Origin of the sequence: Levilactobacillus parabrevis (assembly GCF_044051715.1) — a bacterium.
Lineage (GTDB): Bacteria > Bacillota > Bacilli > Lactobacillales > Lactobacillaceae > Levilactobacillus > Levilactobacillus parabrevis.
In genome coordinates this window covers 1,206,230-1,229,770 of record NZ_CP168688.1, presented here as the reverse complement: position 1 = coordinate 1,229,770, position 23,541 = coordinate 1,206,230, and the positions used below count along the sequence as shown (strand labels likewise).

Annotated in this window: 22 protein-coding genes; all 22 read right to left on the bottom strand. The window is 49.9% G+C overall.

Translation table 11 applies throughout. The annotated features are described in order from the left end of the window. Positions 1 to 136: 136 nt before the first annotated feature. The 22 genes from ACEPSU_RS05835 to ACEPSU_RS05730 all read right to left on the bottom strand — a co-directional run bounded on the left by ACEPSU_RS05835 (position 137) and on the right by ACEPSU_RS05730 (position 23,347). A complete protein-coding gene (locus ACEPSU_RS05835; RefSeq protein ID WP_395323073.1) occupies positions 137 to 1,156 on the bottom strand; it encodes a DUF1002 domain-containing protein in 1,020 nt (339 codons plus the stop codon). A gap of 114 nt (positions 1,157 to 1,270) precedes the next feature. Continuing rightward, positions 1,271 to 2,164 carry a C40 family peptidase gene (locus ACEPSU_RS05830; protein ID WP_020088785.1) on the bottom strand — a complete coding sequence of 298 codons (894 nt, stop codon included), beginning with the start codon at positions 2,162 to 2,164 and terminating at the stop codon, positions 1,271 to 1,273. 194 nt (positions 2,165 to 2,358) lie between these two features. Continuing rightward, positions 2,359 to 4,380, bottom strand: a complete 2,022-nt coding sequence (tkt, locus tag ACEPSU_RS05825; RefSeq protein ID WP_395323072.1) for a transketolase — start codon at positions 4,378 to 4,380, stop codon at positions 2,359 to 2,361. A 314-nt stretch (positions 4,381 to 4,694) separates the two neighbouring features. Further along, positions 4,695 to 5,615, bottom strand: a complete 921-nt coding sequence (gene rbsK, locus ACEPSU_RS05820; RefSeq protein ID WP_020088787.1) for a ribokinase — start codon at positions 5,613 to 5,615, stop codon at positions 4,695 to 4,697. A gap of 163 nt (positions 5,616 to 5,778) precedes the next feature. Further along, a complete protein-coding gene (rbsR, locus tag ACEPSU_RS05815) occupies positions 5,779 to 6,789 on the bottom strand; it encodes a ribose utilization transcriptional repressor RbsR (protein WP_395323070.1) in 1,011 nt (336 codons plus the stop codon). 326 nt (positions 6,790 to 7,115) lie between these two features. Continuing rightward, a complete protein-coding gene (locus tag ACEPSU_RS05810) occupies positions 7,116 to 8,105 on the bottom strand; it encodes an aldo/keto reductase (protein WP_020088789.1) in 990 nt (329 codons plus the stop codon). Positions 8,106 to 8,176: 71 nt separating this feature from the next. Continuing rightward, a complete protein-coding gene (gene murQ, locus ACEPSU_RS05805; RefSeq protein ID WP_395350727.1) occupies positions 8,177 to 9,091 on the bottom strand; it encodes an N-acetylmuramic acid 6-phosphate etherase in 915 nt (304 codons plus the stop codon). Between the two features lie 333 nt (positions 9,092 to 9,424). Further along, positions 9,425 to 9,727 (bottom strand): damage-inducible protein J, encoded by a 303-nt coding sequence (locus ACEPSU_RS05800; RefSeq protein ID WP_395361632.1) that lies wholly within the window; start codon positions 9,725 to 9,727, stop codon positions 9,425 to 9,427. 325 nt (positions 9,728 to 10,052) lie between these two features. Further along, positions 10,053 to 11,696 carry a peptide ABC transporter substrate-binding protein gene (locus ACEPSU_RS05795; RefSeq protein ID WP_395323602.1) on the bottom strand — a complete coding sequence of 548 codons (1,644 nt, stop codon included), beginning with the start codon at positions 11,694 to 11,696 and terminating at the stop codon, positions 10,053 to 10,055. A gap of 111 nt (positions 11,697 to 11,807) precedes the next feature. Continuing rightward, positions 11,808 to 12,794 (bottom strand): ribose-phosphate diphosphokinase, encoded by a 987-nt coding sequence (locus tag ACEPSU_RS05790; RefSeq protein ID WP_020088793.1) that lies wholly within the window; start codon positions 12,792 to 12,794, stop codon positions 11,808 to 11,810. Between the two features lie 159 nt (positions 12,795 to 12,953). After that, entirely contained in the window at positions 12,954 to 15,503 is a 2,550-nt protein-coding gene (locus tag ACEPSU_RS05785; RefSeq protein WP_395361631.1) for an ATP-dependent RecD-like DNA helicase, read from the bottom strand. A gap of 18 nt (positions 15,504 to 15,521) precedes the next feature. Further along, on the bottom strand, positions 15,522 to 16,217 hold the full coding sequence (locus ACEPSU_RS05780) for a tetratricopeptide repeat protein (RefSeq protein WP_395323067.1): 696 nt from the start codon (positions 16,215 to 16,217) through the stop codon (positions 15,522 to 15,524). Positions 16,218 to 16,236: 19 nt separating this feature from the next. After that, positions 16,237 to 16,917, bottom strand: coding sequence for a histidine phosphatase family protein (locus ACEPSU_RS05775; protein ID WP_027825916.1), 681 nt, complete (start codon positions 16,915 to 16,917; stop codon positions 16,237 to 16,239). A gap of 481 nt (positions 16,918 to 17,398) precedes the next feature. Next, positions 17,399 to 18,526, bottom strand: coding sequence for a tRNA 2-thiouridine(34) synthase MnmA (gene mnmA / locus ACEPSU_RS05770; protein WP_020088797.1), 1,128 nt, complete (start codon positions 18,524 to 18,526; stop codon positions 17,399 to 17,401). A gap of 239 nt (positions 18,527 to 18,765) precedes the next feature. Further along, positions 18,766 to 19,107, bottom strand: coding sequence for a DUF1831 domain-containing protein (locus ACEPSU_RS05765; RefSeq protein ID WP_020088798.1), 342 nt, complete (start codon positions 19,105 to 19,107; stop codon positions 18,766 to 18,768). Between the two features lies 1 nt (position 19,108). Continuing rightward, complete coding sequence (locus ACEPSU_RS05760) at positions 19,109 to 20,317, bottom strand: cysteine desulfurase family protein (protein WP_395323065.1); 1,209 nt, start codon at positions 20,315 to 20,317, stop codon at positions 19,109 to 19,111. A 25-nt stretch (positions 20,318 to 20,342) separates the two neighbouring features. Beyond that, entirely contained in the window at positions 20,343 to 21,035 is a 693-nt protein-coding gene (locus tag ACEPSU_RS05755; RefSeq protein WP_020088800.1) for a 5'-methylthioadenosine/adenosylhomocysteine nucleosidase, read from the bottom strand. Positions 21,036 to 21,197: 162 nt separating this feature from the next. Continuing rightward, on the bottom strand, positions 21,198 to 21,503 hold the full coding sequence (locus ACEPSU_RS05750; protein ID WP_020088801.1) for a hypothetical protein: 306 nt from the start codon (positions 21,501 to 21,503) through the stop codon (positions 21,198 to 21,200). A 9-nt stretch (positions 21,504 to 21,512) separates the two neighbouring features. Further along, positions 21,513 to 22,055, bottom strand: coding sequence for an NUDIX hydrolase (locus tag ACEPSU_RS05745; RefSeq protein ID WP_020088802.1), 543 nt, complete (start codon positions 22,053 to 22,055; stop codon positions 21,513 to 21,515). A 1-nt stretch (position 22,056) separates the two neighbouring features. Continuing rightward, the gene (locus tag ACEPSU_RS05740) at positions 22,057 to 22,287 is read right to left on the bottom strand and encodes a cold-shock protein (protein ID WP_020088803.1); all 231 of its coding nucleotides are present in this window, start codon (positions 22,285 to 22,287) and stop codon (positions 22,057 to 22,059) included. A 152-nt stretch (positions 22,288 to 22,439) separates the two neighbouring features. Further along, complete coding sequence (locus ACEPSU_RS05735; RefSeq protein ID WP_020088804.1) at positions 22,440 to 22,883, bottom strand: hypothetical protein; 444 nt, start codon at positions 22,881 to 22,883, stop codon at positions 22,440 to 22,442. After that, entirely contained in the window at positions 22,880 to 23,347 is a 468-nt protein-coding gene (locus tag ACEPSU_RS05730; protein ID WP_395323064.1) for a Panacea domain-containing protein, read from the bottom strand. The genes ACEPSU_RS05735 and ACEPSU_RS05730 overlap by 4 nt, the downstream gene beginning before the upstream one ends. Positions 23,348 to 23,541 lie beyond the last annotated feature (194 nt).

Genomic DNA, 23,541 nt, shown 5'->3' with positions numbered 1-23,541 from the left:
ACAAATTGCCATTGATAACGCTTTCTGTAGGTTACAACTAGCAATTTTTGTTGCGACTTTGTGAAATTTATTTTTGTGCACAAAAAAACGGGAGAAATTCTCCCGTTAGTTAGTAATCCCGCCGTTCTGACGTTCCTTAGTTGAATAGTCCTTGGAAGAACGAGACAACTTGGTGCCAGATCTGAACAAGGAAGTTTTCAGCTTTTTTAGCATCGGCACTGTTGGCAAAGTCTTTCACATTTGCCATTTTGTCACCGATACTATTCGCCAAATTATTGGCAACATTGGTGACGTTGTTCACGTAAGTCTTACTCGTTGAGACTGGTGCTTGTTGCACTTTGCTCAACGCAATTGCAATATTAGTGATCTGTGTTTGATTGGTTTTACCATCGATGCCCTGCTTAGCCAAAGCCTTTTCCAACATTTCTTCAATGTCGGCCTTGGTTGCGAGATCATCCCCGTTTTGCCGTTGCTTAGCTAAGTCGGAAGAAACCGAACCGACCGCTGACATCAGCTTACCAGGATACTTCTTATCATTATTGTTATGATCAATTGCCGGTTGCGTGGCGTCCAAAACGCCGTTAGCGGCTTGTGTATTCTCAGCATTCAGCGTCAACCCATCTGCTGCCAAAGCCTTGTAGACCCCAGTCAGCGCCGATTCACCTGAGACGGACTTGTCGGCAGTCACCGTAATGATAACGTCCTTAACGCCGGCCATCGTTGCGACCATGGCGTACTGCTGAGAAGTAACCTCAGTAATATTATTACTACCATTATATTCGGCAATGTTGACCTTCACACCAGTTCCCGGATCAGCCGGAGCCAACGCTACAGAACTGATCATGCTAGCGTCGGTTGTCCCAGCCGAGTTCAGGTACTGGGCATAATCGCTCCCAGTCGCCGTTAACGCACTGTAATTGGATTTGACGCCTAAGGCTGAAGCCACGGCATCCTTGTCCTCGCTGGCTAGCCCCGCACCATAGACCACGTAAGCTTTGGATAACGCCTTAGTCTGAACGGTACTACCGCTGGTGGCAGAACTACTGGTATCACTCGTCGTGTCCGTGGTATCCGCATTAGCATGAACCATGCTTCCGCCAATGCCCAGTGCCAGAGTAACCGCCGCCAAGCTCAAGATAACTCGCTTTAATTTCATTGTTTGCACTCTCTTTTCACTTGAATTTAACTTCCCCGGTGAACTCAGTATAGCACGAGAGCCAATTTGGAAGCCGAATTCGAAGCGACCTTAGAGAATTCTTCAGACTTGTGTTTATTGCCAGAACCGCCGTGCACCAGCGTATTCAGGGGCAAATGCAGATTTGGCCATGCTGACTTCTTCAACCTGGCCACCAGGCTTAGGGGCATGTAGAATCTGCCCAGCACCCGCGTATAGACCCACATGGTGAATAGCTCCCGTACCGTGGTCCGTGGCGAAGAAGACCAGATCACCCGCGGTTAATTCTTCAGGCGCTACGGGATAACCATTGGCAAATTGGTCCTGCGCATCACGTGGTACGGGAATGCCCAGTGCACGGTGCAGCGCATAAATGAAGCCCGAACAGTCAAAACCAGCTGGGGTCAACCCACCCCACAGGTAAGGCGTATTGACAAACTGGCGGCCCAACGCAAGAATTCGATCTCCATCATCCACACCAGTTACGCCAAGTTGCGCAGCTGCTGCTGGAATCTGACCAGAGCCTAATGGGGTGACCACTTGAATCCATTCAGCGTCCTGACTCGTTGTGGTTAGAATAGTTCCCATCGGTAAGGTCAAGACCGGCTGTTGCTCCGCGTCCAGTAACGTCGTCGTTGGCTGAACCAGGCGAACCGTCGTCGTTGGGTACTCCAACTCAGCATCACTAGTCGTCAATTGGGTCATCGGAATCCAGCCGGGATACCCCCGCCGTTCCAGACGATTGGCTTGCCGCGTCACAAAGACGTGCGCCCAGTCACCCTCCTGCCGATCCAAAACGACGCGATCGTTAAATAGCGCTTCGGTGACGATGCCATTCGTGTCCGCTAACCGTTGCCGATCAGCTGGCTGCAAAGCTGCCAACCACGCCGTCAGGTCACCGTCTTGCAAATACGTCTGATCAGTCTCTGTGGCTACCGTCGGTGCAGACCACACTAATGCCGTGGGAACCTTAATCCGTCGAATCTCCATTAAAACCGCCTCCAGTTTCTTTACCCCAATCTTACCAATAATTCGATCAACTTACTAGATTGTTCTGTAACTTACGTGATTGTTTCGATAACTAGTCGCTAAAGCTGTGCCAATACCACTTCACAGAAAAGTCACGCTAGTTGCGGAAGACTAGCGTGACTGGAGGACGTAATACTATAGAAGAAACTTTTCTTTTATAACAGATCTAGATAGGCTTGAACAACATTTTCTGGGGTAAAACCAGCCATTTCGACGACGGCTGCGCCATTCCCACTAGCGCCAAAGTGTTCTTGTGTCAATGCAATCCCATCTAGGCCAACGTACCGGTACCAGCTGGCACCACTCGCCATCTCAACCGCAACTCTGCGACGAAGATGCTTGGGAAGAACGCTTTCCTGGTAATCAGCGGATTGGGCGTTAAATTTCTCAAAACTAGGAACGGAAACCACCCGAACATCGTGACCAATCTCGGCCAGACGTTGCTGTGCATCCACAGCTAACTTCACTTCAGAACCCGAGGCCATCAAGATCCCTTCAGCCTCGTGTTGCGCATCCGTAACGACGTACCCCCCACGCTTCACGCCGGCACGAACCTTAGCGGCTGGCTTGGGTAAGGTCGGTAGGCCCTGCCGCGTCAAAATGATTGCCGTTGGGTGATCCGTTGCAGAAATGGCTTGTTCCCAAGCTGCGACCGTTTCGTTCCCATCGGCTGGCCGGTAAACCGTCAAACCTGGGATGGACCGTAATGCTGCCAATTGTTCTACTGGCTCATGGGTCGGGCCATCTTCTCCAACGGCTAAGGAGTCGTGGGTAAAGACGTAGATCACGGGTAACTTTTGCAATGCGGCTAACCGAATTGCTGGCTTCATGTAGTCGGAGAAGACGAAGAATGTTGACCCGTAGACACGAGTCCCTCCGTGTAAGGCGATACCGTTCATCGCAGCGGCTTCGGCAAATTCACGAACCCCAAACCAGAGATTCTTGCCGGTTGGATTGTCCCGACTAAAACGATCCTCATCGGCAACGTTGGTCTTGTTCGAGCTGAACAGGTCAGCTGAACCACCCCACAAGTTCGGGCAAGCTGCGCTCAACCGTTGAAGAATCTCATGGCCACTAGCTCGTGATGCCAGCGCATCCTTCTTGTAATACGTTGGCAGGCTCTCCGTGTAATCGGCTGGCAAGCTCTGACTAATACCTTGTGCAAACTGCGCAGCCAATGCTGGTTCGGCTGTGGAGTAACGTGTAACCAAGTTAGACCATTCTTGATGGCTAGCCCAGCCACGAGACTTCACCGTGCTTTGGAACCGTTCCGTAACGGCCGCTGGTACCGTGAAGGGATCGTTATCCCAGCCATAGAACTCACGCGTAGCGGCAAGGTCTTCCGCATTGAGCGGTGCGCCATGAACCTTGTTCGTCCCTTGATGGGGACTACCGGCACCAATCACCGTCTTGACCTCAATCAACGTTGGCCCGGATTGGTTGTCCTTGGCGGTGTTGATTGCAGCATCAATCGCGTCTAGGTCATTACCATCGGCGACCCGCAGATAGTTCCAGCCGTAACTCTCAAACCGCCCCGCAACGTCATCGTGGCAAGCGTTAGAGAGTGGTCCATCCAAGGATACATCGTTTGAATCATATAAGACGATTAATTTATTTAATTTTAACTGACCGGCGAGGCTAGCTGACTCTGCAGCGACCCCTTCCATCAGATCCCCATCCCCGCAAATCGCGTAAGTATAGTGATCAACCACGTCATATTCAGCGCGGTTGTATTCAGCACCCAAGTGCATTTCAGCCATGGCCATCCCCACAGCCATACCAACACCTTGTCCCAAAGGGCCAGTCGTGGCATCAACACCAGGTGTCACCCCATGTTCGGGATGTCCTGGCGTCTTACTCCCAACTTGCCGGAAATTCATCAAGTCGGACTTACTCAGGGCAAACCCACTGAGGTGCAGCAGGCTGTAAAGCATTGCTGAGCCATGACCGGCGGATAAGACGAACCGATCGCGATTGAACCATTGTGGGAAAGATGGGTCAATGCGTAGGTGCCGGGAGAATAAGACGTAAGCCATTGGCGAAACCCCCAAAGGTAAGCCAGGATGACCGGAACGGGCCCGCGAAATCATGTCCATACTGAGCATCCGAACGGCCGTCACCGCTTGCGTATCAACTTCATCAAAATCTGCTTTTTTTACTGCTTTTTCATTCAACATTGATAGATAACCTCACTTTTATGTAGCCGGACCATTCACGGCTACCATTTTTGATTGGCGCATGCATTCGTTGATTTAATCGATATCGTCAACGGCATCTCCTTGACTTTTCTAACTATACCAATTCAACTGAAATAATGCAACCACTCTTTTAAAAGTTATTCTAGCGGCGTTTATAATAATTGGATAACTGTATTATCAAATATACCGATTCATTGATGTTGCAACCGGTTGTCCAAAATACGCAAAAAAAAGCAATCTTTTTCCGAAAATTTCGAAAAAGATTGCTTAGTTAGTTAAGTCTTTCAGAAAACCTATTTCTTACTTGCAGCGATGATTTCATCGTAGGTTGGGATTGAAGGCATCGCACCCAAACCTTGAACCGTCAATGAACTAGCGCGTTGAGCAAAAGTCAAAGCGGATTCAATGTTGCTCAAGTCACTCTTCAATTGTGAGCTCAATGCCCCAATGAAAGTGTCACCGGCTGCAGTCGTATCAACGGCCTTAACCTTGAATGCTGGGACGAAACCAGATTCCTTTTCAGTTGCGTAGTAAGCACCCTTACTCCCAACGGTGATGATCAGGTTCTTGGCGCCCATTGCACGGAACTTGTCAGCATTAGCATCCATTGACGCACGGTCAGTCACTTCGATACCGGTCAGAACAGCACTTTCAGTTTCATTAGGAACGACCAGATCAGTCACCTTCAAGATAGCTGGATCGATCTCAGCAGCAGGCGCTGGGTTTAAGATCGTCGTTACACCATGTTGCTTGGCAACGGTAAAGGCAGCCAAGGTTGCAGCTTGAGGCGTTTCAAATTGTGCGATCAGGAAGTCGGCCTTAGCGATGTCATCTTCGACAGCCAAGACTTCAGCATCCTTGATCTGTTGGTTAGAACCACCGTAAACCAAGATACTGTTTTGGCCTTCTTCATCCAACAGAATGAAAGCAGAACCGGTACCAACCGTCTTGTCGGTTACAATGGCACTCGTATCGATCTTGTCTTCTTGCAAGGATTCTACCATGAAACGACCGGCATCGTCGTTACCGACTTTACCGATGAACCGCGTTTCAGCACCAGCACGGGCTGCGGCAACGGCTTGGTTCGCACCCTTCCCACCAGCAGCACTACTCTTGTTTTCAGTTGACAGGGTTTCACCTGGTAACGGCATACGGGGAACCCGTAAGGTTGTATCCACGTTGAGACTTCCCAAAACAGTAACTTTGTTTGCCATAATAAACTTCCACTCCTTAACCATTTATCCGTTCGTAAAACGTTTTACGTATTACCGATACGCCCGGTAACCCGTTTCAGATTACTACTAGCGTATCATGATTCGAAAAGGCTTACAAGTAAAACTTGAAATTTTTTTCAGTTATTTTTTAATATTTGACGAGTTATTTACTGACTGGTCCCGTACTCTCCCGTTCTTTCAATTCAACGGGCAATTCCACCGTCTGTGGGTCCAACTGGCGTTTCTGAATCCGGTTAATCAATAACGTCGTAGCTTGTTCACCCATGGTCACAACTGGTTGATGGACCGTTGTCAGCTTAGGAACCACGTAATCATCGAGGTCGATGTCATCGTAGCCCAGGACTGAGATGTCTTCCGGCACACGAATACCCTTTTCGTGGAGTCCCCGAATCAGGCCCAACGCCATTTCATCGTTGACCGCGAATACTGCTGTTGGCGCTTGCTTGACCACGGCCGCCGTTGCTTGGTAACCACCGAGCTTGGTCATCGGCGAAATAATTGTATCCTCGGCCTTCAACGTCACACCGGCCGTTGCCAGCGTGTGTTTAAACCCATCCAGCCGTATGATCAGGTTGTCCGTGGGATCTGCTGGCATAACAATGGCAATTTTTTTGTGACCCAGCGCCAGCAAATGTTCGGCCGCAATCTGCCCGCCACGCTGGTCGTTGATCCGAACGCGGTCAAGACTTGGCCCCCCATTTTGATCGATCAACAAGTAAGGAATTCCGTTTTTCTTCAGAATATTATCAACGGCGTCAACCGTAATCGAGGAACTGGCGATAATCAGACCATCAACGGCCCGCTTAATCAGTTCCTGCAGGTAGTAACCCTCTAGATCCTCATCATAGTTTGCCCCAAAAATCAGGGGGATAAAGTGCCGCTCACGACTGGTCGATTGAACCCCCTTGATAAACATACTGAAGAAAGGGTTCCCCAGGTTAGGCACAATGACACCAATCGTTTGCGCAGAACGCATAATCAGATTACGCGCGTTAAAATCCGGCACGTACCCCATCTCTTCTTGGAGTTGATGTACGCGCGTTCGCGTATCGATGCTGAAGCGCTCACCCTTGCCATTTAAAATCTGCGAAACCGTGGTCACCGAAACACCAGCGGCCTCTGCCAGATCTCGAATCGTTACTTTCCGTGTCATAACATCCTCCACACCAATCTGTCTAATTCTCTATTGTCCGAAGCATCGGCAGTTACCCCGCCGCACTCGCTCTATAACGATTATACCCTATCCTACGGTCCATTTGCTGAACAATTTTTCGAATTTCACAGAATAGCATTCGTTATTATCAAATTTATAGCTATTTACGGTTAACCGCTTACCAGATTGGCTGGTAAGTTAACCAACTGACTCGGCCAAAATTCTCAGGGTATTACTCGACTAGATCGTCATTCCACCGCTTAGCCGGTGTAAAAGAAAAGACTGAGCCGTAAGTTAATCCTTGCGTCGTCAGTCTTCAATCAGTCCTAAGCCTTTAGAATCTTGTCGATAGCTTGTAACTCTTCATCGTCAAACTCTAAGTTTTGAACTGCTTTTACGTTTTCATATAAATGTTCAGGTTTGGAAGCGCCAGTGATGACACTGGTGATAACCGGATTGTGCAGCAACCAGGCGAGCGCCATGTGGGACAGCTTTTGCCCACGACTGTGCGCAATCTTGTTCAGTGCTTGCAACTTACTCAGCATCTTGTCGCGGCCTTGTTCCAGAATGTATTCACTAGACCAGTGAATATCAACGTCTTCTGGAATACCGTCCAGGTACTTGTCCGTCAGCAAGCCTTCGCACAATGGCCCGTACGCGATGGCCCCGGCATTGTTCTTCTGAAGCATATCGAAGAGTCCGTCATCATTGGCACTCTGATTCAACATGTTGTAAGAAACTTGGTCCACCACGAATGGTGTGTGCAGGTCCTTAAAAATCTTGATCATCGCTTCAGCTTGTGGTGCCGTGTAGTTAGAAATCCCAACGTACAACGTCTTACCTTGGCGAACCATGTCGTCTAAAGCAACGGCCGTTTCTTCTGGTGACGTTTCGGCGTCGTAACGGTGACTATAGAAAATGTCCACATAGTCTAACCCCATGCACTTCAGGGAACGATCCAATGAAGCCATCAGCGCCTTGCGGGAACTCATTTGACCGTAAGGACCGGGCCACATGTGGAAGCCAGCCTTACTACTGATGACGAGTTCATCCCGGTAAGGCTTTAACTCACGTTCCAAAACTTCACCAAAAAGACGTTCTGCTTCGTAGGAACCAGGACCGTAGTTGGCGGCCAAGTCAAAGCTAAAGATCCCTGCGTCAAACGCCTTTAAGATAATGTCGCGGGTGTCGCCGTAATTGGCGTGCTCCCCGTATTTGTGCCACATTCCGAAAGAAATTGCTGGTAATTGAAAACCAGTATTCCCGGCACGCCGCACTGGAATTTTTTCATAACGATGTTCATCTGCTAAATACATTTGCCACATTCCTTCCCTTTATGCCTACCTACGAGTATAAAGGAATTGGTGTGGACCAGTCAAGTTTTGCGTTAAATCTGATGCACGTCGTCGCTGAGCTTGACTGCCTGTGAAACGTGGCCACCAGTAGCGTCGAGCAACTTCTTGGCTTCGGCAATGGTTCCCTTCGTCTCAATCAAAACAATGGCCAATGGCACATTGTTACCGGCGCGATCGAGTGCCCGCTCTGCCGCCAAAGTCAACGTCTGGGTAGCCTCCGCGATAATCTTCTTGGCCCGTTCAAAGGTCTTGCCGTTGGTTGGAACCACGTTGATCATCAGGTTCTGATAAACCTTCCCCGACTTCACCATGATCCCGGTCGATAGCATGTTCAATACCATCTTCTCGGCGGTCCCAGCTTTCAGCAGCGTGGCTCCAGTAATCACTTCGGGACCCACGACCGGCGTGATGGGATAGTCGGCAAGTTGGGCCAGCGGACTCTCCTCAATACAGGAGAACCCGATTCCAGTAGCACCGTGTTCCTGAGCAAATTTCAAGGCGGCTACGGTGTATGGCGTCTGCCCGGAAGCAGCACTGGCCACGACCACATCCTTCTCCGTCAGTTGGACGGCGGCGAGGTCATCCTGCGCCAGCTCTGGTGAATCTTCAACGGAAGGCAACGTATGGGTCAATGCTTGATTTCCCCCAGCAATTAGGCCAAAGGTTTGTTGCTCGGTCAAGCCGTAAGTGGGTTGGAGCTCAGTCGCATCAATGACCCCCAACCGGCCAGAAGTCCCAGCGCCCACGTAAATCAGTCGTCCACCTTGGTCAAACTTCGGGTACGCAGCGTCAATGGCCGCAGCGATCTCTGGCAACTGCTTTTGCACGGCGCGGGCAACCCGGTGATCCTCGCGATTGATCGTGCCGACCATTTCCAACGTTGATTCACGGTCGATGTGTGTCGAACGGTGATTTCTCTGTTCTGTAAGTAAGTCATCAAATTGCATGGTGTTGACCTCCAACTTTCATTAGACTTGTCAAAATTATGTATTCGCTTTCATAGTTACTACTCTAGGTATAACATGTTTCATACATAATTTCAATTGTGAATATCAGGCCAGTAATATTCAAGTTGCCTTCCAGTGTTTACAAGCCGAGCTTTGTTAGTCCAATTGCTCTGAAAATCGGTGGGCTTGTGATCGCCGTTAATTTCAGGCTTTCGTCGGTTAAATCAGTTGTGTGCTCACACCATTACGTGCTTAAAACAAAGTTTCACGTTATTTTAAAAAAAGTGAGACTAGATTCCGTAAATTTACATTAGTAATAGTATAGAAACTATTTTAGAACTCACCATTCTGATCCAAATACACCATCATTGCTGCGACATCAGTAAATACCGGCGAATCGTCCGGAATCAGACCCAACTCTTTGGCTTCTATCACTACCATCGCTCTTCTAGTCACTGCATTAGGTTCATTCTCTCCAGGTGTCAAAACGGCAAATGGTATCCGGTCCTGAATGACAAGTTGCTTTGCTGCTAGCACAAAATACGCATTCAAAGTCAATCCAACAGCCTGTAACTGAGCAGTCACGGCTTGCCGCAATTGCTCATCCAATGTAATCGTAACGGGTGTTGTACACATCATAATCGCTTCCTTCCGGCCTCACTATACCACGTGAGACCGTCAAAGCCGTTAACGACTACTCCCGCTGTCCGAATCCGACTCAACGACAGGGGAACCTTTCTGAAAACGCGGTTGTGGCACTTCAAGTGACGCAACTTCGCACAGGTTGAAAGGAGTCTGGCCCAACGTGAAACCATTTTACGTGATTTTAAATTGTAAAAAAAAGCCCGGGATAAAATCCCAGACTCTGTTACTAGCCACGCTTATGTGGTCAAAACGTGCGCCAAAAGGCAGCCGATTCCGCTTAAAACTGATAACCACCTTTTGTCCCACTCTGATTAATCTATTTCTGAACTGCCATCCATTGGTACCCACGACTCATGCCGGCTGGGTTCCAAACGTAGCCACTGACCTTAGCGTTCCACATTTCAACCGTTGCGGGTTGATACAGTGGAATCACACCTTGTTGGGTCATCAGACGCTTTTCAGCGTTGACCAGGTCGTTGTACCGAGCCGATGGCTTGTTGGCATCCTGATTCTCGGATTTCTTTACGTAGCTGTCATACTGGGCATCAGAGAAACCACCATTATTGTTGGTGTTCCCCGTGCTCATCAACGACAAGAAGTTAATTGGGTCGGCGAAGTCAGCTCCCCAATTGGACAGGACCAAGTCGAAGTTTCCACTATTGGAACGGCTCAACCGCGTCTTGTAAGGCAGCGTGCTCAACGTAACTTTCACGTTAGGCAACTTCTCCAAGTCAGCTTGAATGTACTGAGCAACCGTCTTAGTCACACTAGTATCATCGGCCATCAGGGTCAGGTGCAATTCCTTCGTGCCACTCGCCTTCAAGCCAGCCTTCATCAACTGCTTAGCCTGTTTCAAGTCATAGGTCACGCCGCTCTTGACATAAGCATCCTTGGCAAAATCCGCCTTAGTCTTCGGGTTCTGCGTCAAGTTCTGTGACACGAATCCTAGTGGTGCCTTGGACCCATCTCGGAGCACGCTCTTAGCGAGTTGTTGCTTGTTGATGGCCATGGACAAGGCTTGACGAACTTTCAGATTCCGCAAAGCCTTGATCCGCTTTTGGTTCATCTGCATGTAGTAGGTCGAACCCCCGACAAACGTCTTCATATCCTTGTTGTTCTTCAGGTTAGCTACCTGCGTTCCATCCAAGGTCGTCGCATCCAATTTCTTTTGTTGATACAAGTTGAGGCCAGTCGATGGATCAGCCACGACTTGGAAGTTCATCTTCTTCAAGGTGATCTTCTTTTTATCCCAGAACTTGGTGTTCTTGACCAATTGCCAGTTCTGGTTAGTCCCCTGCCATTTGGTCATGACAAACGGCCCATCGTACGCCGTCTGGTCGCTGGAATGACCGTAGTCCTTGCCATACTTGTCCACAATACTTTGTTCCTGTGGGAAGAAGGTTGGAAAAGCCAACAACAGTTTGAAGTAGGCCACTGGCTTACTTAACGTCACTTGTAACTTGTATTTACCCAACGCCTTGACACCCAATTGGCTCGGCGCTAATTTTCCGCTTTGAACCTGACTGTAATTCTGAATACCAGCCATCAGATAAGCATATTCGGCCGCCGTCTTCGGGTTAACCGTCCGTTGCCAAGAGTAAACGTAATCCTTGGCCGTGACCGTCTTGCCGTCATTCCACTTATTATCGTGACGCAAGTTGAAGACGTAGGTTTTCCCGTTGTTGCTGACCGTGGTCTTCGTTGCCATCGCGTTAATCAATTTTTCATTTTTACCTAAACGATACAATCCCTCTTGCGTATGATACAACTGGGTCAAGCTCGTAGAGTCCGCTGCCTTGGAGACATCCAAGGTCGTGACTTCCGACTTGGTAGACAGTTTGACCTCTTGGTCGGCTGCCAGACCCGTCTTGTTCGAAGTCGTGGTCTTCCCGCAAGCAGCGAGACCGCCCACGACTAAAGCTGTGATTCCCAGTAAGATACCAAAATGTTTTCCTCTCAAACTACTCGCTCCTTAATCTAGATATTTGTGACGCCACCCCATTCAACCCCTTTGCGGATTCGGTGGGGCATAAAATAAGAACCATCACCAGCGTGACGGCCCTCATCGTTGTTATTGCTTATGCTGCTTCAAAGCCTTGTGGAATAAGGAATCCACGGGTTCTTGGTGGTAAATGAGGTCCATGGCTTTACCAAATAACTCGCCAACGGACAATACGACAAATTTATCACTATTCTTTTCTTCTGGCAACTGAATCGAATCGGTAAAGACTACTTTTTCCAGTGGTGAGTCATCGATCCGTTCCGTTGCTTGACCAGACAGAACCGCATGCGTCGCACAGGCGTAAACGTCTGCGGCACCAGCAGCCTTCAAGGCGCGAGCGGAAACGGTAATCCGTAAGGCGGTATCAATGATATCGTCAACTAGGATGGCCCGTTTGCCCTTCACATCCCCGATAACGGCATCGGGATGCGCGGAGTTCTCCGTATCATCCCGGTTGTCAATGATGGCGATGGGGGCGCCCAGCAATTCGGCTAACCGCCGTGCCCGACTCACACCAGCGTGGTCGGGAGCGACCACAACGAAGTTATCATCCGCCATTTCAGGGTTGTCCTCAAAGTAGCTGGCCAACAGCCGGTCGCTTTGCAAATGATCCACCGGAATATCGAAGAATCCTTGTAACTGCGCCGCGTGCAAGTCCAGGGCAATCACCCGACTGACACCATCCATTTGAAGGAGTGACGCGATTAATTTAGCGGTGATGGGTTCCCGTGAACGCGCCTTACGATCGGCCCGTGAATACCCGTAGTATGGAATGACCACGTTGATTTTCTCAGCGCTGGCCCGCCGTGCGGCATCCACCATAATCAACAGTTCCATCAAGTTCGTGTTGACTGGATCTGAGACTGACTGAATGATAAACAGTTCGTCCCCACGAATACTTTCATCGATACTAATCTGAATTTCACCATCACTAAAGTGCTTGATCGTTGACTTACCTAGCTCAACGCCAGCAGCCTTCGCAATTTTTTCCGCGAGTGGCCGGTTTGAATTCAGTGCAAAAACTTTCATTCTGCCAGCTTCGACATGTTCTGCCATAACAGCCTCCCAGTGGGTTTCCCCAAATTCGTTTATATTTTAAGTTTACGTCGTGCTGCTTGCGGGATAATCCCCACTAAACTAAGACGCACAACGTCTAATTTACTGTTTATATTATCGCAATCTTTTCCCGGAAACGCAACGATTCGCGCCGCACTTTTAGGCTTTTGCCATAAATTGTGCTGGTGTGATTCCCTGCATCCCGATCATGGGATCAATCTGACGACCAAGCACTAACTCCGGTGTTAAGCGGTAATCGGTCGGTTCAGCCGCTGGTGACGCCTCTGATGAAGGCGTTTCCGGCGCTTTCTCACTCGGCGCCACCGTTTTCTCATTTCCGGTTGACATTTCTGCCGTTGGTGCGTTCTCGCCAGAATCTTCGGTCGATTCACTTGCCGGCACTGACGCAACTGCTCCCTCAGGATCCAACACGTGTTGAATCCGCGTGGTCAACGTCGTGTGGCGATTAACCGACAGATTGTTGACACAGGTGGCAAACGCATTAGGTTCTCCCAACAGAATCAGCATATCCGCCGCTCTGGTCACCGCCGTGTACAGCAGGTTTCGTTGGAGCATTCGGTTATACTGACCAACCATCGGCAAAATCACCATCTTGAATTCGGACCCCTGCGACTTGTGGATCGACATGCAGTAGGCCAGCGTCAGCCGGTTCCAGTCATTGCGTGAATATGTGACCTCGGTCTGCTCAAACGCAATCGTCAATTGATCAGCCTTGATTTCTTTGTTCTTAGCACTCAAGTCGATCCCCGTAATCGTTCCGATATCACCATTAAAGACGTTATTCTCGGGACTATTTACCAGGTGTAAGACCTTATCACCAATCCGGAATTTTTGGTTACGGAATTCAACTTCCTTAGTCCGCTCGGATTTCCGCGGATTCAAAATATCCTGCAAGACCACATTCAAGCGATCAATTCCAGCAGAACCACGGTACATTGGCGCCAGCACCTGAATATCACTCGCCGTAAACCCCTTGGCATGCGCCTTAGCCACGATTTGGTCAATCACGCTTTCAACCTGGTTAGCATGGCACGGAATGAACGACCGGTCTGGTTGATTCTTGGTAAAGTCGGCCGGTAGCTCCCCGTTCTTAATCGCATGGGCCAGTGGAATAATCGAGGAACCATCCCCCTGCCGGTAAATTGTGTCTAACTGAATCTTCTGCAGTTGGTCACTGGCCAATAGGTCGTGAAAGACTTGGCCGGGTCCAACGGATGGGAGTTGGTCCTTATCGCCCACGAGAATGACTTGCATGCCCACGGGGACCGCCCGCAACAACGTCTTCATTAGATAGACGTCGACCATCGACGTTTCATCGATGATCAGCAAGCCACCTTCTAGGTCCTTAGTGGCCGCGGCATCGAGATCATCTTCTCGCCCCGTCAGTCCCAACAACCGGTGAATGGTGCTGGCAGGCAAACCGGTCGACTCACTCATTCGTTTGGCAGCTCGGCCGGTCGGTGCGGCCAATAAGATTGGGAAAGGTTGCTCCTTGTAATCATTGATGTCGAGTGACACCTCGTGCAACCGGGCGTACAGGTTAACTAGGCCACGAATAATCGTGGTCTTTCCGGTCCCGGGTCCCCCGGTTAGCAGCATGACCTTCGCCTTCACGGCAGCGGTCAACGCGGCCGTCTGCGAATCGTCATACACGATGTCGGCCTGCTTTTCGACGATGCGGACCTGCTTTGCAATGGCCTCATCGTTGAATCGGTCATCGTCCTCGCCACCCTGTAACAGCCGTTGGAAATGTTCGGCAATTTGCCACTCGGCATCGTAGAGTGATTTCAGATAAATCCGCTGCTCGTCACCGACGACTTTCTCCTGCTTCGCCAGCTCGAGAAGTTGGTTCGCAATATCTTGTGGATTCAATCGCACATTCCGTGAGTTCTCTAGGAGGCTCAGCGTATTCGCCAACAGTGGCTTAGCCGTAGTATAAGTATCCCCATTGGCAACGGATAGATCCGTCAGTGTCTGTAAGAGACCCGCACGCAACCGCTCTGGTCGATCGGCTGCGTAGCCTAACTGCGTCGCAATCTGATCGGCTCGTTTGAAGCTGACCCCGGTGATATCTTCGGCTAACTGGTAGGGATTGTCATGAATCACATCCAGTGTCTTCGCCTCATACCGATTGTAAATAGCGGCTGCCAGCGTGCTCCCAAAACCGTAACCGTTCAGACCAATGATGATCTGTTCCATCCCGTTATTAGTCTGCAACTGACTGACTAACGTTGCTACCACCTTGGGCGACAGGCCCAGCGGTGTCAAAACACTGCTGTCATCGAGAATCTTCTCAATGGCGTTGGTGCCTAGCCCGTTGACGATTTTCTCCGCCGTCTTCTTCCCCAGCCCCGGAAAATCATCCCCGCTGAGATAGGCAATGACGCCACTACGGGATGTCGGCGTTTCATTCTGATAGTTGTCGGCCTGAAACTGCACGCCGTACTTGGGATGCTCGACCTTCTTACCACTAAAGCGGTAGGTCACATCGTCCTTCACGTCCGCGAAGTTTCCCGTCACAACGATTTCGTCTTCGTGCCAGTCCAGACTGGTCTCGGACACCTTGATCAGCATGACCTTGTAGAAACTATCTTGACTGGCAAAGAAGACCGCACTGACGGTGCCGACCACGTAATCGGCCTGATCGCCACTGTCGCCCGCGAATAAGTCTAGTGATTCGGATGCCATCTGCTCGTCTCCTCCTGACTACTCTTTGGTCTCGTTCTTTTGTTTCTTTTGCGTCTGAATAAACCGTTCGATATCGGCCAGCTTCTTTTGACCCTTTTCAAAGTACTGTGGGTCTAACGACTTAGCCGCCTTAAAATACGGACCATAATCTTCGCCCTGAACCATAGCCACTAAGCCACGATCAAAGTTAGCCCGACCATTGTGATCGTCCAGTGCCAAAACTTGATCGTAGTACTGAGCTGCTTGGGCCATATTTCCCAGTGCCAGCAGGTTCTCAGCGACCACCTGCAAAGTTGCAACGTCCTTAGGTTGACTGCCTAACGCGGTCAAACCAAAGACCAGTGCCCGCTTGTGGTCACCACTTGCCATGTAGCTCTGCGCCATCATCAGGTAACCGGCACCCTTTAGCTGCGCACCCAGCTGGTCAAATTCGGCAATGGCTTTCGTGTAATCCTGAGCAGCGTAGTAGACGTTCCCCAAACCATAATGCAGTTTCTCCACGGCAACTGGTTGTGCCGCGAACAAGCCCAAGGCCTTCATCAAAAGTTCTTCTGCCTGCGCAAAAGAATTGAGATCGACTAGAACCGTTGCCAACTCGTAGTACGCATCCGCATCCCCCGGATGACTATCGATACGTTGAACCAATTCATGAACCATGCGTTCTGAGCGCGCTTTATCTTGGTCACGCCCCTGACCCGTTTGTTTTTCCGTCATTTTATTAATCACCTAATATCTAAATCGTGTCGGTCGGCGATGCTGCCGCCGTCAAGAAGCTCGTATCATTCCAGTCCAGCAAGTCAAAGCTGTGGCCACCATCCGTGGTCTCGAGCACCGTGACACTGGTATTCCGAATACCGCCTCGTTTCCGCAGGTCCGGAAGCGGAGTGCCCAACAGCGCATTGATCTCCGCGTTGAGAGCGGCCCCGTGACTCACAATCAGGACGTTGGCCTTCGGCTGTGGATTGGCCCCAACGATTGCCTGGATACCAGGTGTCATGCGGTCAATAACCTCTTGGAAAGTCTCCCCACCAATCCGACTGGTATCATACTGGTCGGGATGGTTACGGAAGGCATCCAGCTCAGCCGGAAACTGTGCTTTAACATCCTCAAACGCCATGCCTTCGAGCTGCCCCAGGTGAAATTCCTCGAGGCGACTCATCAGCGTTAGGGGCACGTGCTGGTGAAGCTCCTTCACAACGTGTTGGGCGGTCACCCGAGCACGACGAATGGGGCTTGAATAGGCGTGCTGAAAGCGCGTCTGACGCAAGAAGTGACCTACCTGGACCATTTGCTGGTAACTCTCGGTCAGTAGCTCAGAGTCGCCCCCAGCGCCCTGAAACCGGCCCTCTAAATTCCACTGCGTCTTACCATGACGGACAAAGTATAATTTCAAAGTGTCGTCCCTTCCTCTCATCTCTTTATGGGTTAAGCCCTTGGCGCCTTGCCGGGTGGCCCAAATCAACTGGAACGCTGGGGCGGACGCCAGAAGCCAAAGAGCGGTCTTCTGACTTGTCTTTGAACCTCTAAAATCGAGTTTCAAAGACACCAATTCTCTAAGCGACCAAAAACGTCGCTAAGAGAATTCCCACGGCTGAGTTGATTTGGGCCACCCTCACGGCTTACACTGGCTTAACCCGTACCAATTCTTTCTATACCTGTCGTATTCTATCCATCTGCACTAGCTACGTTCTACAAAACAACTGTCACGTTCTATCTCAATAACCTCAATAATACCACGCTAACATGCCCTTCAGAACCCCGTGCAGTCACATCACCTTATTATGCCAGTTTTCAGGTGATTTTCAAAGAAACAACTGCGGAAATTTCAAAAACCCGCCAACGAGATTGCTCTCGCTAGCGGGTTTCCATTGACTGTTTCGTTTAAATGGTCAGAACTAGATCAACTGTAGCTCACGATCCTTGTTGTAGGCAGCGTCGATAATGGCACTCCCCAGGCACTCGTCGCCGTTGTAGAAGACGACGGCCTGTCCAGGTGTGATGGCCCGTGCGGGATCGTCGAATTCAACGGTGACCTGCTGGCCGTCCTCACTCAAGTGAACGGTCACGCCAGTATCCTTTTGCCGGTACCGGAACTTGGCCGTGCAGTGGAAATCACTGCCGCGGTCAATCGTGTTGACCCAGTGAATGTCAGAAGCTGACAGATGTGTCGCGTAGAGGTGTTCGTTGTGGTACCCCTTGCCGACGTAAAGAATGTTCTTCGTCAGGTCCTTACCGATAACGAACCATGGCTCGTTGTCTTCACCGTCACCACCGATACCCAAGCCACGACGCTGACCAATGGTGTAGTACATCAAGCCGGCGTGATCGCCCTTGATCTCACCATCAACGGTCATCATCTTGCCGGGCTTAGCTGGCAAGTAGGTGTTCAGGAAGTCCTTGAAGTGACCCTTTTCACCGATAAAGCAGATTCCCATGGAGTCCTTCTTATCAGCGGTTGCCAGGCCAGCATTCTTAGCGATTTCACGAACCTGTGGCTTCACCAAGTCACCGATTGGGAACATCACGCGGTCCAACTGCTCCTTGGAAAGCTGACTCAAGAAGTAAGTCTGGTCCTTGTTCTGATCCACGGCACGCATCAAGTGCGCGTCGCCGTTCTCGTCGCGGGTTAACTGGGCGTAGTGTCCGGTCGCAATGTAGTCGGCACCGAGCTCCAACGCGTAGTCGAGGAACGCCTTAAACTTGATCTCTTTGTTACAGATCACGTCAGGGTTAGGCGTCCGGCCCTTCTTGTACTCATCCAAGAAGTACGTGAACACGCGGTCCCAGTATTCCTTTTCAAAGTTGACGGAGTAGTAAGGAATGCCAATTTCTGAGGCAACCTTGGCTACATCCTTGTAGTCTTCTGTGGCGGTACAAACACCGTTTTCGTCTGTATCGTCCCAATTCTTCATGAAGACGCCGATCACGTCGTAACCCTGCTGCTTAAGCCGCAAAGCGACGACGGAAGAATCGACACCACCACTCATACCAACGACAACTCGCGTGTGGCTGTTGTCCTGCATGGTATCACCATCATTTCATTCAGATTCTGGAGAATCTACGATTTGAAGGTCGCATAAATCCAGTATTGCTTAGTTTACCTATTTTTCGTAAGTTTTGCAAGCCTGGTGTTCCCTTTCAGAAAAGGTGGTGGCAGCCTGCCCACTGTGGTCAACACCACGCCTACTCACAAAAAGGTGGCAGGTCTGGTTCGGCCTCCCACCTTTGTCTCATCTATTTTAGAGCTTCATTTACGAAACAACTACTTCTTCTGAATGATTTCGCGGTCAATCAGATTCTGTAGGATAAAGTGATATTGTTCCACGTTACCTTCGGCGTGAGCACCCTTGAAGATGTTGACACGCCGGTTACCAGAAGCGTTGGTCGTCGACATCTTGAAGCCACTGAGATCCTTAGCCACAATCACCCGTAGCATCTGGTTACGATTGTAGGGTGACGTTGGATCGACCGACCGTTCCAGCGTGTAGTTACCGGCGTTGGACAGTTGGAACCCGACATCCTTCAAAGCATAGGGCTTCACGTTTGGATTCAGCTCGTAAGTATCGGGGTCACCGTCAACTTGCATTTGCTTTTCAAATAACACGTTACTTCACCTCACTATGATTTTTGGCTAACCGCTTCACGATGGCGCTCACGTTCTCTACAAACGCTGCGATCTCATCGCTCGTCGTCTGTTGCCCAAAGGACAAGCGAATCGACTCTGCGATCCGGGGACTCTTTTCACCAAACATCGCCGTTAAGACGTGCGACGGTTCGATGGAACCCGCCGTACATGCCGACCCACCGGACACGGCAATTCCTGCCAAGTCCAGATTGGTCTGCATCACGTAAGTCGAAATTCCCTTGATCCAAATGTTCAGCACGTGATCGAGGTTTTCACCCACGTCACCCAGCGACCCGTTGATTTCAAAGTCCACGCCGTTATCGGTCAAGCCTTTAACGACCTGTTCCTTGAAGCCGTGGAAACGAGCCCGCTTTTCAGCCTTAGCTTCCGGCGTCAACAGTTCAGCGGCCTTGGCAAAACCAGCGATGGCAGGCACATTTTCCGTTCCGGCGCGTCGCTTTTCTTCCTGGTCGCCCCCCTTGATCAAGCTAGGGAAATTGACCCCCTCACGCTTGTAAAGGAACCCAATCATCTTGGGACCGTTGATCTTGTGCGCCGATGTCGACAACATGTCGATGTGGTCACGCTGAACGTCGATATCGAGCAAGCCATAGGTCTGCACGGCATCGGTGTGAAACCACGCCTGGTGGTCCTTTAAGATCTCACCAATTTCGTGAATCGGCATCCGGCTACCAACCTCGTTGTTACCCATCATAATGGTTACGAGAATCGTGTCGTCACGCAAGGCCGCCTTGAAGTCATCGAGGCTGATATTTCCGTGCTCATCAACGGGCAGATAGGTCACGTCAAAGCCCTGTTTTTCCAACGCATGAAGGGGCTTCAGGACCGCTTCGTGTTCGATCTCCGTGGTGATGATATGCTTACCCAGCGATTGGCGTGCAAGGGCAGTCTGCGTAATGGCGGTGTTGTCACCTTCACTACCACCACTGGTAAAGATAATTTCTTCGTCACTGGCGGCGTTAATACTGTTGGCGATGACTTGGCGACTGTTTTCCATGACCGTGTGGGCTTGACGACCCAAGCCGTAAAGCGTGGAAGCATTCCCGTACACGTTCGTCATCTTATCCATCATCTCAGCCAAGACCTCTGGGGCCATCGGCGTCGTGGCAGCGTTGTCCAGATAAATTTCCTTGACGGCGTTGCTGTTCTCAATATGAATCTCTTGCACCCTTAAAACCTCCTGAACGGCCGAGTTAGTCTTGTGCGGCTAACAGGGCTAATAGCATCTGAGCAGAACGGTGTCCCGCATCAATAATAAAGTCATCAAAATTAACGCCAGAGTCATTATCGGCGTTATCGGACATGGCCCGAACGACCACGTAAGGCACGTCAAATTGGTGAGCAACTTGGCCCACTGCGGCCCCTTCCATTTCACCAGACAAGGCATCTGGGAAGTGTCCCATAATATCCTTGATGGTTTCGGGACTGTTTAAGAACTGGTCACCGGAAACGATTAGGCCTAACTTGGTCTTCAAACCGGTGTCGGCTGCGGCGGCCACAATCTTTTCGCCCCATTCCTTGGAAGCCTCGAACCGGGCTGGTTGTTGTGGCAATTGACCGTATTCATAGCCAAAGGCCCGGGCATCGGCATCGTGATACGCCGTTTCAGTGGAAACAACCACGTCACCAATATTCAGGTCAGGTGCCAAAGCACCGGCAGAACCGGAATTGATGACGATATCCACGTTGAATTGGGTAATCAGTAAGGCCGTCGTCAAGCCGGCTTCAACTTTACCAATTCCAGAACGGACCAAGACGACCTGTTGGCCGCTGATGGTGCCTTCGTAAAATTCAAGACCGTGAATATCCGTGGTCTTGGCGTCTTGTAAGGCGTCGTGTAGTTCCTTGATTTCTTCTTCCATGGCGCAGAGAATTCCAAATGTCATGTGTGGTATTCGCTCCTTAAAATTTATCGTCGTTTTTAGCGGTCACCACGACATAAATGTGATGACCGACAGGGTGATGTGACACTGCCCACCACCAGTTATTCAGTCAGTTTACAGCGCGTATGCCGCTAGTCCGACAGGCATTACGCCACTATTCTACGGTTAATGCATGAAGAATAGAATCAGATAAACAATAATGATCATTGCAGCTAACCAAAAAATCGCCCAGTTTAGGCGGTGGCCCAGCCGTTTTTGTTTCATTTCGACGGGACTGACACGCTGGTCAATGGGTGGTTCGTTGGTTGGCTCGTTTCCCTTAGGATTGCCATGTCTTCTGGCATAGTCCTTTTCGACCTGAACCCGTTTGCGGTCGCGTTCCTGAAAGTCCTTTTCGGCCTGTTCCTGCTCGCGCCGGTAGTCGGCTCTGGTCCTGGGTTGATCGTCGTTTTCTTGCCAATCATTGTGCATTGCTGTCACCTACTTCTGCAATAGCCAGTAATAGATGGCCGTAATCGTCTTGGCGTCGTTGATCTCGCCACTCTCAATCATGGCCTGTGCTTCAGACTTTGTGACGGTCATCAATTCCAAATTTTCCCCTTGGTCCCGAGGAAGTTCGGTGGTCACGGGCTTGAGGTCCGTTGCCATGAATAGCGTCATGTATTCATCAGAAAAGCCAACACTGGAGTAGAATCCGGTAATCCGTTTTAACTGGCCCGGTTGATACCGAATTTCTTCGTTCAGTTCCCGGATAACAGCGTGTTCAACGTTGTCGGCATCACGACTGTCCAACTTACCCGCTGGAATCTCCAGGGTCGTAGCGGCGATTGGTGCTCGCCACTGGCGTTCCAAAATCATTTTATTATCATCGGTCAACGCTAAAATGCCGACCGCACCCGCGTGACGCACGATTTCTCTGGTCGCAGCATCCCCGTTAGGTAGGCGGACACGTTGCCGTTCTAATTTCACAATCACACCGTCATACAGGTCCTCGGTGGATTCAACGTGTTCTTCTAAATCCATGTTAAGCCTCCTCCGCACTGCCCATTTTGACTGGCGTCACTTTGGCTGCTTGTGGCCCACGGATGCCTTGGACAATCACGAATTGCACGGTTTGGCCGGCTTCGAGTTTCCGAAAGCCTTCACCCTCGCCGATAATGCCCGTGTAATAGACAAAGACATCTTCACCGTCTGGCGTGGTAATAAAACCAAAACCGCGTTGTTCACTATAACTTTTTACTTTTCCGGTTAACATGGTATCCCTCCCATACATAGCCCAAATTATACTCGCTTGACCGGTAGACCGCAAACACGGGGGCTTATTGCCGGTTTACTGGCGGTTGAAGAATAAAAATAATAGAAATACTTACAAAAAACTACCCCGCCAACGGCGCAGTAGTTTAATCATTAATGTTTATATAATTTAAATTTAGTATCGACGGCCAGAACGTAAAACGTCTTTTCCTGAATCTTACCAATAACTCGACCAGTATTAGCCAATCGAAAAATCCAATAGTCGGGTAAACAGTCCTCATGCCGATGGGATTGGACAAACTCTGGATTGATTGCCAATCTTACTGCCGTTTCTGGTAAATTCTCTAACCCAACACTTTTGGACCAACCCAGGATTACATTAAAATTATCAGACGAGAGCCGAACCATTTTGTCGAATAATTTTGCTTTGACAATCTTGCTAAACCCCTTATCTTCAAAATTAAACCGCCTATCTCTCGTCACAAAAGACAAGTTAAAAGCCAAACGGTCAGGGTCAAAGTGCAACTGTTTTCTGAGGTCAATCTTTATATGCCCTGTTTCAAGATATTTAGGATTCAACCGAACGTTTTTGCTCATTGCAAAACGACTTCAGCTTTGAAAAAAGCCGTCATCAATTCGGATGTAAGCACACCATTGGGGACAGTCTCCTGCCACGGACGTTCCGTGTGTGTTTGTTGCATCAATTCAGTGGCAGACATATCCCCGAATGCTTGCCAGACGGCCTTCAATATGATGCCCAAATCAGAATCTGACGGAATGCTGGTATAGTCCGCAATAGCTTGCGGATCTTCACTAAGATTGCCAACAATTCCACGTTGACCACTGTACTTTTCATGAACCTCACGAACAACCGGGCCAAACTTCCAAGCAATAATATCATTGGAAAATGCCTTTTCGCCGTGGACCGCCAAGTACGTCCCCTGAACATAATATAATAACTTCATAACCTTCATTTGCGTCAATTCATCAGCCTTAATCGTCCGCATGTCAGCATTACTGGTCACTCTAAACCAGTTAACAATCTTAAAAACGTCGGTCATAAAGTCATCCCCTTTTTATGAAAATTAACACTACGAGCAGTATACCCGACTTGTGTGTTCCGTGTAAACAATTTAAGTCGTAACATGCCATCATCCTCGGATGCCCCCGCACCAAAAAAAGTGCCGCAAGACCAACTACCCAAGCGGGCAGTCATCTTTGCGGCACAACTTAATCTTCAGTTAAGGCAAGCTCT